The organism is Halobaculum sp. EA56 (assembly GCF_051195075.1).
In the GTDB taxonomy this organism is placed as follows: Archaea; Halobacteriota; Halobacteria; order Halobacteriales; family Haloferacaceae; genus Halobaculum.
Map to the genome: position 1 here is coordinate 33,265 of NZ_JBNTJX010000011.1, position 14,198 is coordinate 47,462.

Sequence of the window (14,198 nt, forward strand, 5' to 3'; positions counted from 1 at the left end):
GGGGTCTGCGTTGACTGAACCGGCCAAAAACACGCATTACAGCCCCGCTGAACCCGGTGTAGTCTCAACTTTCAGCGCTTGCAGATTGATATAGCGATATATGATTTATGCGTTCTACAAGTATGGTGATTTGGGGATAGAGACGTTGTAACGTGCGAATTAGACCGATTAGGATCTCGATCCTATTGGTCATGATTATGCCCGTAATCACGACCACTTTGAAGTACCCCGACGCCGTCGGTGAAGCACGAATGCTGCAACCGCCTCACGACGGCGCTTCCCCCGGAGTAGAGGCACCGAGACCGGGCCCGCAGGACTGTGGAGGGCCGGTGGATGTCTGACCGAGCGCTTTCGACGCCGCTCGACGACAGCTTCGAGCGCTACCTCCAGGACAAGGGGAAAGGTCGCGGCGGCGATGGTGGGAACTATCGACGCAACGCAGCCCGCGAGCTCGAACGGTTCGCCGAGTGGGCCGCCGGCGACCGCGGCGCCGACGACTGGGCCGGGATCGTCCCCAACGACGTCGACCGCGAGCCGACCTTCGACGATCTCGACGAACGCGTGTTCCGGGAGTACGCCCGATATCTCGGTGGAGATCGGGGACTCAAGCAGAACACGGTACAAACCTATTACCGCTATATCTCTGCCTGGTGTGGCTGGTGCGTCAACGAGGGATATCTCGAGGCGCACTACGCGCAGCGGGCGAGTGCGATGGCGCCGCTGCCGGAGGACGACGGCCGCAAGCCCGGCGACCAGCAGGCCTGGACGTCGGAACAACGCCACGTCCTCACCCGCCACGTCGACGAACAGGCCCGCGACGCCGTTGAGGCGTACACGACACTCCCAGAGGATACTGACCCCCTCGACAAGCAGCGAGGACGCTACGCGGCGCTGAAGGCGGCTCGTGACCGGGCTCTGGTGTTCGTCCTCGCGTATACCGCCGTCCGCGTCGGCGAACTCCTCCGGGACCCGAATGACCCGCGCCGACGCGGTGTTCGCTGGGAGGACCTCTCCCTCGACGACGGGAGTATGGACGTCTACCGGAAGAAACAGCAGTGGGACGCCGCCAGTCTTCCCGACCCGGTGATCTCGCCGCTTCGGAGCTATCGCCAGCTGATGGACCCACCAACGGAGCGCTGGCCGGTGTTTCCGACGTTCGACCAACGGACGCTCGCAGAGCTCGTCCGGGAAGAGCTAGCCGAACGAGGGGAACGCCCAGAAGCAATCGCTGAACGCCGAGCGGAGTACGCTCGCGACCTGCTGCTGGCGCTCGATGAGGACATTCAGCCGCCGTCGATCACGACGGACGGCGCACGGTCGATTCTCCAACGGCTCTCAAAGACCGCAGAGATCGATATCGACCATCCGAAACACGATTATCTTGCTCCGCATGGTGGCCGTCGTGGGATGGGCGAGGTGCTAGTCCGCGCGTTCGGGTATACAGTCGCGGCTCGATATCTCGACAACTCCGAAGAAATGGTCCGTGAACGGTATTCGCATATTGAGGCTGGGGAACTTGGTGATGTGGCTACTGAAGCTCTCGAGGAAATCGATTCTGGCGTATAGAAACTATTCCACTTTCACTCCCCTCTCGTGACCATTATGAGCCAGTAGGGGCATTGTTACTATATGGCAACCCTCCCATCGCTTTTTGAGACGTTTCTGACGAATATCCGTCCCTCGGACCAGCATATTGAGGATTACAAGGAGGGGCACGAAACCTTGCGTGATTTACTTAGAAATGACGACATCATAAGTGAATTCTATGTGGGGGATTTCCTCCAAGGGAGTTATCGACGGTGGACTGCTGTCAGACCAATTGGGGATGAAAAATCGGATGTTGATATTGTATTCGTCACGGACTTGGACAAAGACGAGGTGACTCCACGAGAAGCTATGGAAAAATGTGAGCCATTCTTAGAGGAGCACTATGAGGGCCAATGGAGCAGGAAGGATCGGGCTTACCAGATTGACCAAGACCGTATTGAGATTGATCTAGTGTTGACTGCATCCCCCAGTGAAGCAGCTAAAGCAGCTCTTCAGCCAGACGGTTCAGTTGGCGGATTAGAGGTCGGCGAAGGATTGGATACAAACCAATCAAGCCGAGTTGCCGAAGCGTTTGGACTAACCCTCGACAAGAATGAGGAAGAGTGGCGAGACGAGCCACTTGATATCCCGGATCGGCGGCTCGAAGAGTGGGATAAAACACACCCAATCGCCACAATTGAGTGGACTCTAAAAAAGAACGACCTTACAGACGGCCATTACGTAAACGTCGTCAAAGCAATCAAGTGGTGGCGAAGAACCCAAGTCTCTGAACCTGAACGACCAAAGGGATACCCACTCGAGCATTTAGTCGGCGAGTGCTGTCCTGATTATATCGATAGCGTTGCTGAGGGGATTGTTCGTACTTTCGAAACTATTGAACAGCGCTATGCAAATGAAGCTCGGATGAATGATACTCCCACTCTCCCTGCTCGAGGACTCCCGCAGATTGACGTATTTGCTCGAATTGACGGAGACGACTTTGCTGCCTTCCATGAAGCAGCTGGAGAGGCAGCAACGTTAGCTCGAGATGCATATGAAGAAGACGATAAGTCAGTATCACGGGATCTATGGTCTAATCTTCTTGGCGATTCCTTCCCTGAATACGGAAATGGCGATTCAGATGATGGTGGAGAAAAAGCTGTCAATCTCGACTCCTCCTCAAAATCAACGAGTGTCTCGGATCAGCGATTTGCGTGATCCATCCTTAGATTAGTGATGCCACCCTCTGAACTCACAGCAGCTGTCTCTTCGCTCGATTCTCTTGATGGTGTCACGGTTGTTGAAGGCCCGTTTCAGCACGAAGGGGGATCAAAATGGGTTCTTGAAGTCAAGCTTCAACCAGACGAAATTGAGGCCACCTCCCAAATTCCGCAGGAGTCGACATGGTTCGTTCTTATCGACTCGACCTATCCTGGAGGTAGCATTCGGATTTACCCTGCTGAGGAAGGGAGTATCACAGCCACCTACCCTCATCAGCGCCTCAACGTAGCCGGCGACGAAGATACTCCTTGGAGAAAAGGGAACATCTGTGTGGCTCGCTACGGACATATTATCGGGCGATCGGGCGCCACAGGGGAACCAAATTCCCCAGATGAACGTCTTCGATGGCACTTGGAACGGGCTCTGTCGTGGTTAGAAGCAGCGTCAAAGGGAGAACTCCGTCAGGAAGGAGAACCATTTGAACTTCCGATATTCAGCACGAATACTGCTCCTCAGAATCGAGTTGCATTCAATGAAACAGCGGAATCCCTCGAACTTTGGCGATCCGAGTTTGGTAATTGGGGGTTCGTTGACTTAGTAGGGCTTACCGAGCCGTCAGATGTCTTCCTTACGGAGCAGTTCCGAGATAAAAACGACAACGTCGTACATCACCCGAAGTGGGGAGAATACATTAGCTCAAATATCTGTTCTCAGACTCGTGGAGCATGGCTATTATTAGAGGAACCCCCAATCGAGCCTCCTTGGGAGGTGCCTGAAACTTGGAGTGATTTGGCAAACTTACTGCAAGATTCCTCTATTGATCCATTTGAACTCCGGGCAAATATAGATTCTATCGTCGAAGATGATGCGTTCAATTGTCTCCTCTTAGGGTTTCCAATTCCTAGTGAGGTCGGAGGGTCCTCGGAACTCATCCATTGGCAGGCTATCGAACTCTCTGATGTTAGACCGGCATCTGAGTTACCTGGATTTAGGGAAACCCCCAGAGGAAAGGAAATCGCGGCTAGAGTAGATCTTTCTCGAGATTCTATCCGTTGGCTTGATTCAGACAACTGGGCTCGCGAACAGCTCTCTCGTCGGGGGCACATCCAAGATCCACTTCGTGAAGCCAGTGTGCTTCTCATTGGTGCCGGTGCACTCGGGAGTACCGTTGCTGAGGGACTGGTACGCGACGGGTGTCACGACCTCGCTATCGTTGATGGGGAAACCCTGGAAATCGGCAACCTGGCGAGACACACGTTAACCCTCCCTGACGTGGGAGAAAATAAAGCTGAGGCGCTCGCGAATAGGCTCAACTCGGTATCACCGCATGTCGATGTTGATGGATTTTCTCTTTCATTCCCCTTGGAGGAAGACGAGCAATTAGAGGTGGTTGAATCTGCAGATGTAGTAATCGATTGTACGGCCTCGAATTCTGTTCTTCAAGCACTAAATTCCTGCAGGTGGGAAGAGCCGGTTCTCTTCTGCTCGGCGTCTATAGGTAGACGGGGGAATCGGCTATTCTATTTCGCATCATACTCTCTGAGTTTCCCGGTTGATGAGTTTCAAGAAGAATTCGAACCGTGGCGGTTGCAAGAACAGATCGAGTGGCAACCCGATGAAGACGCTGTTCCTGAACGCGTTGGCTGCTGGCATCCAGCATCGGTGATTCGTATGGATCAGGTCATGACATGGGCTGGAACGATCACACGCCTACTTGAACAGGATGCTTCATTAGGTCTTCGCGGAACTGAATTCAGAGTCCTCGAATCTCGGGATGATGGCACTCCCACCGTTTCAGAGGCAGAGCCCCCATTTCAGGATGTTGAACAATGGGTCGCCCCAGATTCTGGAGTATCGGTAGAAATCCCTGTCGCTTGCCTTAAAGCGATTGTTGATATCTGCGTCGACGCAAATCCTCTTGAGACAGGGGGGATATTAGCCGGTAGCGCATTAGAAGAGACAGCCGCACGGATTATCCGTGCCAGTGATCCGCCACGAGACTCTGATCAAGGGCCTACAACTTTCACCAGAGGTACTGAACGCGTTGACGAGTGGTTACGAGAGGCCCGTGATAGTCTGGGTATTCACTATTTGGGAGAATGGCATTATCACCCCGGCGGATCTGCGGAGTTGAGTTCTCCAGACCGGGCACAAATGAACGAAATCGCTTCGACTGATGAGTATGGATGTCCCCATCCGATTATGTTTATTGTCGGGGGAAACCCGTCAGAGACGCTTGCCGTCAGAGCGTATCTCTTCCACCGGAATCGGAGTTATGAGGAACTTGTGCACATCGGACCGTCAGATGAGCCAAGTAGACCAACGAATAGTTTTGATTTAGATATTGACTTCCCGAATGCGAGAGTAGGTGACTCTCAATGACTAATCCAGCTGGGGATGTCTTCATTAGCTACAAACATTCACAACAGGACTTAGCCGAAAAGCTGGAAATCTCCCTCCGGAATCACGGGATACCTGTTTGGCGTGACGTTCACGACATCGGTCCAGATCCATTAGAGCAACAAATCCGAGAAGATCTCCAAGACTCGAACCTTGCGGGTGGTGTCGCAATTATTAGTAGTGATGTTACTCAATCCCCTGTCATCCTTAAAACAGAGCTTCCTGAACTTCACAAACGGTGGCGGGGTGATGATGAGTTCTTTGTTGTCGTGGTGCTCGTTCCTGGTGTTGATTATGACGAGGGGGAAGCAATCTTGTCCAAAGCAGAATCTCCATACGACCTTTCCCATTGGTATATGGAGTCCTTGGAAGTGAAGGGGACTTCTTCTTCCTCCTCAGCTATTGGCCGAATCATAAACTCGATACTAGACAGAATGGGACAGAACCAGAAGACCAGCGGTCAGCTTCCCCCTCTTGATGCTGTAATTGATGCTGTATTGGAGCGTCGACTGCAATGTATCCACAATCATCTGTCGTCTAATTCCCCAGTAGAGTGCTCGCTGGACACGTATAGCAAACCATCTTATGATATTCAGCTGGCCGTGAGTATTGATTGGTCGCCTCACTTTGACGACAGTATACCGGAGGAATCCCTATGGAATGAGGAGCTGCTCCCAGCGTTACGCACAACGACCGATTATCTTCAGCAAGAGACTCCAGGGAGAGAGCTTCGTTTTCGAGGACGAGCCCATTTACCAGCAGTTTTCTCGCTCGGATACTGCCTTCCGGAGACACGAGGGATTAGTACCGCGTGGATGCAACCAGACCAGGATGGCAATTTTTCGCCGTGGCGTCTTGATCGGAACTTGGAAGAGAGCAACTTACAGAGCGACCTCGAAGAGATCGACCGAACCGCTTCGGACCTAGCCGTCCTAGTGAACATTACCGACGATGTGAAGCCGGAGGTTGGGAATACGAAATCTTCGCTCCCGGACTTTAATGGGATTCTGGAATTAGGACTAGGGCAGGACTCAAAAGGGCGATTAACACCCTCTGAAGCAGCACATGCGGCAAAAGTATTTCAGGAGGAGCTTCGTGAGGCGATGAATCGTCTTCCAGAAACGTCTACCTTACATCTATTTATGGCAGTACCAGCTGGGCTCGCATTCTTACTCGGACAGAAAACAAACACTTCTCCTGCGATTCAGACTTATATCCTAGACACTGAAAGTGGGAACAGAACCTATCAACCTGCTGTCCGGCTCTCATAACACCGTATACTCTACGATACCGGTTGCGGTACCTCGTCCCACCATACACCGACAGGGGACGGCTTTCCCACCCTCGATACGGGTAGGGGCGACTGTCACAACAACCTCGGAAGAGCAAATCGGCAAAGACCATAAGCAAATAATCGCTCCCAGCTGTAGCCCAGTACAAGATGGAACAGGTTAGAGCGGATCCTCAAGTCCGCAGGAGATACACCGCATACATCCGTCCTCACGTTCCCAAATGTGATCGCAGTACTGGGGATCTGCGGTCGTCATCTCAGAGAAGTCCTCGAACGGATCATTTGAGATGACCTCCTCTCCGTTGTGCTCTTTGAGACGGGCGCCACACCGGCACCGATAGCGGTTCTCTCCTCGCGGCTCCCAGACGTGTTGATGGTCTTCTTTCTTCTTCTCCTTTTCTCGCTGTTCAAACGCTGCTTGAGCAGCTCTGTCAGAAAGATCGGAGTTTGTCTTGATGGTCGACTCATCGTAGATATACTCCTCTACCGTAGTGTCTTTCCAGCGCTCAAGCCGACAGTGTTTACAGAAATCCCGGTCGTGGAGGTCACTCCCTCCGTATTTCCAGGTATGGTCACAGTCCGGATTTGGGTCGGAGAAAGTTAGGGAGTCACCGTTCACGAACCGCTCCAGATACTCCTCAGGAGGATCTACCTCTGGAGGGTCTGCCCACGAAGCTGCGAAGGCGGCCTCAGCCCGTTTGTCGAATGCGACGACCATCTCCTCAATACGGAATCGGTCGTTCGTAAAATCGTCAGGGCTGGCCCAGTAGACGCTATATCCGGCCGAGAGATAGTCGTGCGTGACCGCGTCCAGGTCTTTGTCTTCGTTTGCGTATTGTACCTCAACGATCAATCCACGCCCAAGGTAGTCGTTTGTGTCATCAGCGGGAAATTCGACGAGGGCATCTGCCCGGCGAGAATCAGTGAGCGTCGGCGTATTGGGGACATCGACGGTGACCTCGGGTCCACAACGGACATATTGGTCAAACCGCTGCCGCAACGCTGATACTGCGAGTGATTTCATCTTTCGATGCGGATCCGACTCTCCTCCGGAGCAATTGGCCGTCGAATCCCCTGAGCCCGCAGTAACGTGATAGAAATGGCGGGCGCGGCCATCATCAAATGGGCCCCGTGGTCGCATCGTTCCGCCACAGGCTGGACACACGACGTCAGTACCGTCCTCTACCTCTTCAGGAAGAACTGTTCCTCCCTCCTCGCCTGTAGAAGACTGTGCGATAAATGGCATCTAGGTCGACGGAGCGACTTCTTCTGTAGACTCGATATATTCGTCTTCCCACTCTCGACGTGCCTCAATTTCGCGGGAGCCTCGTTGCGTTAGCGAGTACAGATTGGTTCGCTTGTCGAGTTCGCCTTTCTTGAGGAGCCCTTTCTCGACGAGGTCGTCGAGATTCGGATAGAGCCGGCCGTGGTTGATCTCCTGTTCGTAGTAGTCGTCGAGTTCGTCCTTTACTGCGAGCCCGTGTGGTTCCTCGAGCCCGGCGATCACGTACAAGATGTCCCGCTGGAACCCAGTTAGATCGTGCATCCGTCCGTTCACTATTTTTGAGGGGTGGCATATGTTCTCTCTGGTGCTCAAAGGCCAATATTCGATACGACGAAGCGAGAACCCGGCGTGAGACCTTCGAACCTTTATATGGTGGACAAGAGAAGTCCGCGATGGAATGTCTGACCTAATCGTCAAAGCAGCCGTGAAGGACGCACTTTCGGACCACAACGTCTCGGCAGATTTCTATGACGCCCTCAACGAAGAGGTCGCCGAACTGCTCGACGACGCCGCAGAGCGTGCTGAGGCCAACGACCGGAAGACGGTCCAGCCGCGCGACCTGTAGGCCTGCGTAACGAAGCCCACCCCGGCACTCGAACGTAGCTTTTTGAGGTTCCTGTTCAGAAGTTAGGAAACGGAGATGGCGGACGCACCGGATACCGAACGGCAGGCGGTCGAACCCGATGCGAGAGAGGTCCTTAGCGTGTCCCAGCTGAACGACCGGATCGCATCGGTCGTCCAGGACACGCCTGCCCTCAACGGCGTCCGCTGTATCGGAGAGGTCACTGACCTCCACAAGAACAGTACGGCGCTCTACTTCACGCTCACCGACGGCGAGGCCGAGCTCCCCTGTATGATCTGGGCGAACCGTTACCGGGAGATGGACGCCGACCTCGAGGACGGGACCGAAGTCATCCTCGAGGGTGATATCGACTACTGGGTCGAAGGTGGGAAAATCGACCTCAAACCGTGGGAGGTGATCGTCGTCGGCGACGGCGACCAGGCGGCTGCCGTCGAGCGACTGCGAAGCGAACTCGAAGAGCGTGGCTGGTTCGACGACGAGCAGAAACAGCGCCCGCCGGCGTTCCCGGAGCGGGTCGGCGTCGTCACGTCCCTTCGAGGAGACGCCCGGTACGACATCCAGAACGCGATCCACGGACAGGACCCCACCGTCGACATCCTGGTGAAGGACGCAACCGTCCAGGGATCGAACGCGCCGACGTCCATCGCGAACGGCATCCATCATCTCGACCGCTCGGAGGACGTCGACGCCATCATCGTCGGGCGGGGCGGTGGAAGCGATTCGAACCTCCAGGCCTTCAACACCGAGCGGGTTGCGGAGGCGATCTTCACCGCGAATACCCCGGTGGTCACCGCGATTGGACACACTGATGACCGACTCATCGCGGATCAGGTGGCGGACGTCGCGACGATCACGCCGACCGCCGCCGGCGAATATATCGTGAACTCCCGCCAAGAGTTCCTTGCGAGTGAGATCGAGCCGCTGGAGCAACAGCTCGACGCCGCGTACGAGACCTTCCAGCAGGACCACGAACACGAACAGGAGCTCGCCGAAGCAGTCGATGAAGCGACCGCACCCGAGGGCCTCCCACCGATTTACTACAAGGTCGCCATCGTAGTGCTGCTGTTGCTGTTGTTGGTCATCACCGGACTTTGGCTGGGGGTGATCTAACCGTGGTAAACGACTCCGAAATCCACGATCGACTGAGTCGCGTCGAGGAGATCATTGAACAGCTCGATGCGGACGAGTGCGACCTTGATGAAGGTACTGCACTCCACGAGGAAGGTGAGGAACTCTTGGCCGAAGTGCGAGAGATCCTCGACGAGGGGAGCGGAGAAGTTGTGGAGCTCGAGTAAGCGATCTGATTCTCAGCTTTAACCAACAGACTCCCCACCGCACTCGGCATGTGTTGGTTAAGTCTTTTCTACGGGGGCAACAAGTAATTTGGTTATAATTTACTCAACAAATTTGCAGTTATTGCTGGCCAGAAAGCATTTAGGCATCATCCAGCTACCGCGCCAATATGTACCGGGACTCAGCCGGTGCATACCCATACCCGCATGTATGATTACGAGGTCAGTCACCATCGAGGACATCGATGACCTGTACCTGATGTGGAACGACCACATCAACGCCTCCGCCCTCTATCGCCGCGCCCTCCGCGAGGAAATGGAAGTCCGCGGTGTTGACCCCGATGAACTCCGCGACCTCCTCGAACGGGCCCGCGAGCAGGGCTACACGCTCGAAGAGATTGCAGAAGACACCAACCGATTCGACGACCTCCAGTCGCTCGTCGAAGAGCAGCAGAACCAGCCAACGGCTGGAGACGCCACTGACGATTAACCCGCTATGTCACAGGATCAGACTCCCTCCGACCCTGAGCGTAGCGTCGAAAACCAGTCACCGCTGACCGGGAAGATCCCTCGGCAGGCAGCGCTCACCGTCGTCCTCCTGAGCCTGTTCGCTGTCCAGCCGGTCGCCGCCCAGAGTAACGCGGTCTGTAGCGCAGACAACCTCCCGAGTATGATTGAGGGGTTCTTCCAGCTGACCACTGCGCTGGGGATCGTCGGCCTCGCCATCGTCTGGCAGGCTGACTCCCTCATCGAGATGTTCACCCTCAATCCCGAGCAGAAGAAGGGCCTCAAGCGCCACAAGCGCTCGGCGATGAAGTCCGCGGTCGTCCTCGTCGTACTCGGCCCGCTCTATACGGTTGCCGGGTCGATGATGGGCCTCCCGCTGGCACAGTGCGTCGACCTCGTCCCCTGGTAACCACCCCACAGTCCCCGTTGCGAGCCCTATGAACCATCGAGAGCTCTCCGTGCTCATGGCCGGCTTGCTCGCGACGAGCCTAGTCACGGGTATCGTCGCCGCTGACCCGCCGCGACCGGGTACGGAGGGGAACGGGCTCACGGAAAACGAGTCGGCGACACTGTGGTCACGTGATGCGGACAACTACATCACGCAAGAGGAGTACCGCCAGCGGTACGGCGAGGACCGCTCCGCCGTCCATCAGGTCGCCAACGGGACGGACATTACGTTCAAACGGCCGCCAGCGACTGCGGCGACTTGGACGCGGAACGACTTCGAGGACCTCGACGCCGGCGGCCCAGATACGTCTGTACATCCACCGCACGCGGACCTCGAGGACGGCGTCTTCATCGAGGATGCCCACGCGACGATCTTCGCGGTCCAGCCCTCTACTCGTGGCCACCTCGAGTCCGGTGAAACCCCACTGTACATCGCACCGAATGGGACGATGCGCGGGTTCGTTGATTACCGCGTTCGCGTCCCCAACGGGAGTTCCTCCGGCAACACGACTATCTCGTGGTCGCTCACGGAGCACGAGATCGAAGAAATCCGGTTGAAGAAGGACGGCGAGACCATCGCCGAGTGTGACGGGGCCCATACGCCTGCCCTCGACTACCAGATCGAGGACGACTGGAGTGCGAATCTCACGCTGGAAGCGGAGATTAGCGTCCGGCTGAAGAAGACCGTCAGGACCGACCTGGGTGACCGGACGGACGTCGACGTCACCTATCGGACGGAATCACGCAACGTCTCCGATTCGATCGCCGTCGAGATCTACGATCTCTCGGCGTACCCCTACTACGCCGAGTACCCGAACGGCGATGCCGGCGTGGCCATCTTCCAGTCGCGGCCGTGGCAGGGGTACACGCTCACGGAGGACGGTGAGGCACGGGTCCGTGGCATCTGGCGGTTCTACACCGCTCGGAACACCAACTGGGACACGCTCGTCCGGTCGAATCGCACGGATAGCGTCACCGTCGAGTCAGACGCGATTCCGGTGTACGTCCACGCCTATCCCTCGCGGATCGGGCCGCGTGCCGAGCCGGTTCGAGACGGGCCGGAACTCATCGAGACTTGGGGAACTGACCGTCCGTCTCCGGTCGGCACCATCGGTGAGAACATCAATATCGACATCGTCAACCAGTCGTACACGACGACGTACGGCGTCGCCGTTCGAGCCGAGAACGTCGATCGAGAGGCGCTGCACGTTGCGGGAATCGTCCGGGGCGTGAATGCGTCAATCGTCGAGCCGGACGCCGGCTCCGAGCGGCAGCTCCGCCGCAGCAATCTCACTGTCGAAGTTATCCAGCAGAATCAGTCGCAAGCGACGATCAGGGTCGAACTCCGGGACAATCAAACTAGTGCGCCGATTGCGCTCGACGATAGCCGTCAGTATCCAATTGGCGGCACCACCCGAAACGGGTATATCACGGTCGCGGATCAGCGCGTCGAGACCAACGCCTCGGGAGTGGCGATCGTGACCATCGACGAACCGGGCATCTACACGGCTCGGTACCATCCGGGCTCGTGGCTCGGTCACGACCCGGCGTACGTGAGCGATACCGCGACGGCCCGCTGGCACCCACTCGGGACGATCGACGGCTGGTTTGCGCTGGTGTTCGAGGTCGGCTGGCAGCTCCTGCCGTTCTTCGTGATGTTCTACGCTGGCAAGCGCCTCCTCCGGATGCTCGGCCCAGAAGACATCTTTGGACAGAAACCATGACTCAGGACAACCCCCACCTCAGTAGACGGACCGCCCTCCGAACAGTCGCCGGCGCCGCTCTCGCGAGCGTGGCCGGTTGTATGGATGGCAACGGAAGCACCGGTCCTAACGGTAGTTCAAGTCCAGGAGGCGGATCTGGTGTGTTCCGGCAGGTGACTGTAGAAGGCACAGAACTCATAGTCCAGTTCGATTCGGACTCGGAGTTCGACCAGATCAACCTCATCCAACCGGACGGCGAACTGTTCGGACAGCGGGAGGTTGCTGCAGGTTCCCAACAAGTCTCATTTGATCTCGGCACAACGTACACTCCTGGCGAGTACGAAATAGTAGCCCTCAGTGGTGAGGAAACAGTTGGTGAAAGCTCGCTTTCAGTCCAGCCAAACCTCGGGATCGTCGAGATGGGCATCGGTAGAAATCAGCCTGAAGAGATGTGGGATGGACCAGAAAGCGAAATCGAAGAAGAGGCTTTCGTCACCCTCGAAAACCAGGGGACCGGCCCCGATGCGGTTACAAAATTGCTCTTCATCGGTGATGTCCCCTATCCGTCCGACGAAGAGGGGACGAACTATGTCGATGATGAAGACGTAAGCGGGATTTACGATCCGGAGTCCGACTCCGAGGTTGAACAAGTCATTATCGGCCCGGGGGAGCAAATTACGCTCTATAGTTCACGCTCGCCGTTCGCTTTCGTTCCTGGAGCAGGCACGTCCTGTTCGGAGGAGTCGAAAACCGGTGAGTTTGAACTAATACTCGAGACGCGAGTTGGTGGGGACCGAGTCACCAAAACGTACAGTATCCAGTATTCAGGCTCCCAAGAAACCGATAACTGCGAAATTTCCATCAGTGAGGCTTAACCATGGTTGATCTAATCGACGTCGTCCTTGAGGGATTCAAAGAGGTCGTCGATTGGATTGTCGGCCTCTTCATGGACGGGCTGCGTTCCGGCTATGAGACCCTCACCGAGGAGATGTTCGGGACACCAACGCCGGAGACGGATGGTGCATTCGTCTTCGGAGAGCCCAGTAATGCTCCTTGGCCGTCAATTCAGGACGCGCTTGTAGGTGGAGAGATCATGTTGATCTCGCTGCTGCTCCTCGTGATGTGCGTTCAGGGGCGTCACACGATCCGTATATTCAATATTGGGAGCGCATACGAGGCCAGGCGCACCAAGAAAACAGCTTGGGTCGGCGCGTTTCTGATTATCAGCTGGTACTGGGTCAGTATTCTTGGACTCTATATCGTGGACGGGTTCACTATCGCCCTGATGCCGAGTCTGGGTTCGCTAGGCGATGCGATGCTCAACTTGCTCGAAGTCTCAATCACAAACCCTGGGCTTTCACTCGTATTCGCACTGATTGGAGGACTCTCAATGTGGGCGTTGGAGGCACTCTACTACATTCGCGAAGTCTTGCTCTACATCTACGTGTATGGAATGCCGATTGCGTTCGCGCTGGCCTACGGAAACATTCCCGTGCTCTCGGATATCGCGATGGGGTTCAGTAAGAAATTCGTCCCGTTAGCGGTCCTGCCTCTGCCTGCAGCGGTGGTATTCAAAGGATACGACTTGCTGTACTCTCAGAACGCTATTGCTCCGAGTAGTCCGTTTTTGCGGTATCTAGTCGCGGCTTCGCTTCCGCTGATCGCACTCTACCTAACCTGGAAGACGTTCAAGTACGCGACCCCGCTGACGGCGAAGGTTCTCGGTGGTGCGACGAAGGGAGCGGCCCTCATTGGCGGTGTCGCCGCTGGGGCCTACATCGGCGGCGCCGGCGTCGCGACGACCGCGGCCCGATGGGGACCGAAGGCCGCTGCCGGACACGCTGTGGCGCAGAAAGCTGCAGCTCGGGGCGCGAATAGCGACGAAGACAGCGGGACGCCGTCCTACCGGCGGACCGAGAACGATCCTGGAAGCTACTAACAA

Annotated in this window: 14 protein-coding genes; 12 read left to right on the forward strand and 2 right to left on the reverse strand. The window is 56.1% G+C overall.

Translation table 11 applies throughout. The features are described 5' to 3' along the window. The first annotated feature begins 333 nt into the window (after positions 1-333). From ACQUQ1_RS16235 to ACQUQ1_RS16250, 4 genes are all read left to right on the forward strand, one after another. The gene (locus tag ACQUQ1_RS16235; RefSeq protein WP_435065419.1) at positions 334-1,566 is read left to right on the forward strand and encodes a phage integrase SAM-like domain-containing protein; all 1,233 of its coding nucleotides are present in this window, start codon (positions 334-336) and stop codon (positions 1,564-1,566) included. A 63-nt stretch (positions 1,567-1,629) separates the two neighbouring features. Further along, entirely contained in the window at positions 1,630-2,745 is a 1,116-nt protein-coding gene (locus ACQUQ1_RS16240) for an SMODS domain-containing nucleotidyltransferase (RefSeq protein ID WP_435065359.1), read from the forward strand. Positions 2,746-2,763: 18 nt separating this feature from the next. After that, positions 2,764-5,130 carry a ThiF family adenylyltransferase gene (locus ACQUQ1_RS16245; protein WP_435065360.1) on the forward strand — a complete coding sequence of 789 codons (2,367 nt, stop codon included), beginning with the start codon at positions 2,764-2,766 and terminating at the stop codon, positions 5,128-5,130. Further along, positions 5,127-6,419: an SAVED domain-containing protein gene (locus ACQUQ1_RS16250; protein ID WP_435065361.1), complete on the forward strand. Its 1,293-nt coding sequence runs from the start codon at positions 5,127-5,129 to the stop codon at positions 6,417-6,419. The genes ACQUQ1_RS16245 and ACQUQ1_RS16250 overlap by 4 nt, the downstream gene beginning before the upstream one ends. A 180-nt stretch (positions 6,420-6,599) precedes the next feature. On the opposite strand, the gene ACQUQ1_RS16255 is transcribed toward ACQUQ1_RS16250, so the two are convergent. Both ACQUQ1_RS16255 and ACQUQ1_RS16260 read right to left on the reverse strand, forming a co-directional pair. Continuing rightward, the gene (locus ACQUQ1_RS16255) at positions 6,600-7,463 is read right to left on the reverse strand and encodes a hypothetical protein (RefSeq protein WP_435065362.1); all 864 of its coding nucleotides are present in this window, start codon (positions 7,461-7,463) and stop codon (positions 6,600-6,602) included. Between the two features lie 222 nt (positions 7,464-7,685). Continuing rightward, positions 7,686-7,985, reverse strand: a complete 300-nt coding sequence (locus ACQUQ1_RS16260; RefSeq protein ID WP_336136334.1) for a helix-turn-helix transcriptional regulator — start codon at positions 7,983-7,985, stop codon at positions 7,686-7,688. Positions 7,986-8,121: 136 nt separating this feature from the next. Here ACQUQ1_RS16260 and ACQUQ1_RS16265 point away from each other — a divergent pair, with 136 nt between their 5' ends. From ACQUQ1_RS16265 to ACQUQ1_RS16300, 8 genes are all read left to right on the forward strand, one after another. Further along, on the forward strand, positions 8,122-8,289 hold the full coding sequence (locus ACQUQ1_RS16265) for a DNA-binding protein (protein WP_004048632.1): 168 nt from the start codon (positions 8,122-8,124) through the stop codon (positions 8,287-8,289). A gap of 75 nt (positions 8,290-8,364) precedes the next feature. Further along, positions 8,365-9,417, forward strand: a complete 1,053-nt coding sequence (gene xseA, locus ACQUQ1_RS16270) for an exodeoxyribonuclease VII large subunit (protein ID WP_435065363.1) — start codon at positions 8,365-8,367, stop codon at positions 9,415-9,417. Positions 9,418-9,419: 2 nt separating this feature from the next. Beyond that, positions 9,420-9,602, forward strand: a complete 183-nt coding sequence (xseB, locus tag ACQUQ1_RS16275) for an exodeoxyribonuclease VII small subunit (protein ID WP_435065364.1) — start codon at positions 9,420-9,422, stop codon at positions 9,600-9,602. A 208-nt stretch (positions 9,603-9,810) separates the two neighbouring features. After that, positions 9,811-10,089: a hypothetical protein gene (locus ACQUQ1_RS16280; RefSeq protein ID WP_008364407.1), complete on the forward strand. Its 279-nt coding sequence runs from the start codon at positions 9,811-9,813 to the stop codon at positions 10,087-10,089. A gap of 6 nt (positions 10,090-10,095) precedes the next feature. Then, complete coding sequence (locus ACQUQ1_RS16285) at positions 10,096-10,515, forward strand: hypothetical protein (protein ID WP_008364408.1); 420 nt, start codon at positions 10,096-10,098, stop codon at positions 10,513-10,515. Positions 10,516-10,543: 28 nt separating this feature from the next. After that, on the forward strand, positions 10,544-12,277 hold the full coding sequence (locus ACQUQ1_RS16290; protein ID WP_435065365.1) for a hypothetical protein: 1,734 nt from the start codon (positions 10,544-10,546) through the stop codon (positions 12,275-12,277). After that, positions 12,274-13,131 carry a hypothetical protein gene (locus tag ACQUQ1_RS16295; RefSeq protein WP_435065366.1) on the forward strand — a complete coding sequence of 286 codons (858 nt, stop codon included), beginning with the start codon at positions 12,274-12,276 and terminating at the stop codon, positions 13,129-13,131. Before ACQUQ1_RS16290 ends, ACQUQ1_RS16295 begins: the two co-directional genes overlap by 4 nt. Before the next feature lie 2 nt (positions 13,132-13,133). Further along, positions 13,134-14,195, forward strand: coding sequence for a hypothetical protein (locus tag ACQUQ1_RS16300; RefSeq protein ID WP_435065367.1), 1,062 nt, complete (start codon positions 13,134-13,136; stop codon positions 14,193-14,195). The last annotated feature ends 3 nt before the right edge of the window (positions 14,196-14,198 follow it).